Annotated in this window: 2 tRNA genes and 2 rRNA genes; all 4 read right to left on the bottom strand. The window is 56.0% G+C overall.

Going from position 1 to position 960, the window contains the following annotated elements:
- Positions 1 to 101: ribosomal RNA gene (locus PAA8504_RS21715) — 23S ribosomal RNA — on the bottom strand; the annotation flags it as partial.
- A gap of 329 nt (positions 102 to 430) precedes the next feature.
- A tRNA-Ala gene (locus PAA8504_RS21710) sits at positions 431 to 506 on the bottom strand.
- Positions 507 to 523: 17 nt separating this feature from the next.
- Positions 524 to 600, bottom strand: a tRNA-Ile gene (locus PAA8504_RS21705).
- 243 nt (positions 601 to 843) lie between these two features.
- Positions 844 to 960: ribosomal RNA gene (locus tag PAA8504_RS21700) — 16S ribosomal RNA — on the bottom strand; the annotation flags it as partial.

Here is a 960-nt window from a genome sequence, read left to right as displayed (position 1 = left end):
AAAGGCTATTCTCGCCTCGCCGACGCTTATCGCAGAGTATCACGTCCTTCATCGCCTCTTACTGCCAAGGCATCCACCAAACGCCCTTCTCGCGCTTGATCTGATCCAGAAGAAGACTGACTTCTTCTGCACCCCAAAGGCCTTTTGTGTCCCCCGGGGCATTAATCAGAAGCATACTTTCCCGCCCTTCCACCTGGTTCAAAGTATGGAAGGACTGTTCTTGGCGACCCGAAGGCCGCCTGGGTTAGTGTACTTGACTTGGATAGTTACATGCCGCTCGGTCGAACCGAAGACACGGGCGCACTGCCCGTATCAGCATGTTAACTGATGTGTATCTCTCTATACGATGTAAATCCGTCGAATGCGTGCATCCGACGATGTCCGATTGGACGGGTAAACAGCCGAGGCTGCTTGCCGGTCTAATCGATATTGGTGGAGCCTATCGGGATCGAACCGATGACCCTCTGCTTGCAAAGCAGATGCTCTCCCAGCTGAGCTAAGGCCCCTCCGATCCCGAAGGATATGGTGGGTCGAGGAGGACTTGAACCTCCGACCTCACGCTTATCAGGCGTGCGCTCTAACCACCTGAGCTACCGACCCACGTTCGATCGACAACGCCGATCGAACGAGTGCAACAGGCGATTGCTTGCAATCGCCGAGAGGCACCCGGCTGCAATGGCGCGGCCTATTCCACGAGCCGGTGGCTCGCTGTTGATCTGAAGAGATATGAGGACGGTCCGGTTCGATATGTGCTCACCCCGATTAAGGGGACCTTCGTGAGAAGGTGGCACTGCTAAGTGTTCCACGATCCAGGCAAGCCTGAATGACTAGGAACATCCTTAGAAAGGAGGTGATCCAGCCGCAGGTTCCCCTACGGCTACCTTGTTACGACTTCACCCCAGTCGCTGATCCTACCGTGGTCCGCTGCCTCCCGAAGGTTAGCGCACGGCCGTCAGGTAG

Origin of the sequence: Palleronia abyssalis (genome assembly GCF_900302445.1) — a bacterium.
GTDB lineage: Bacteria > Pseudomonadota > Alphaproteobacteria > Rhodobacterales > Rhodobacteraceae > Palleronia > Palleronia abyssalis.
Note: the sequence above shows the minus strand (reverse complement) of the source record. Positions and strands in the feature narration are given on the sequence as shown.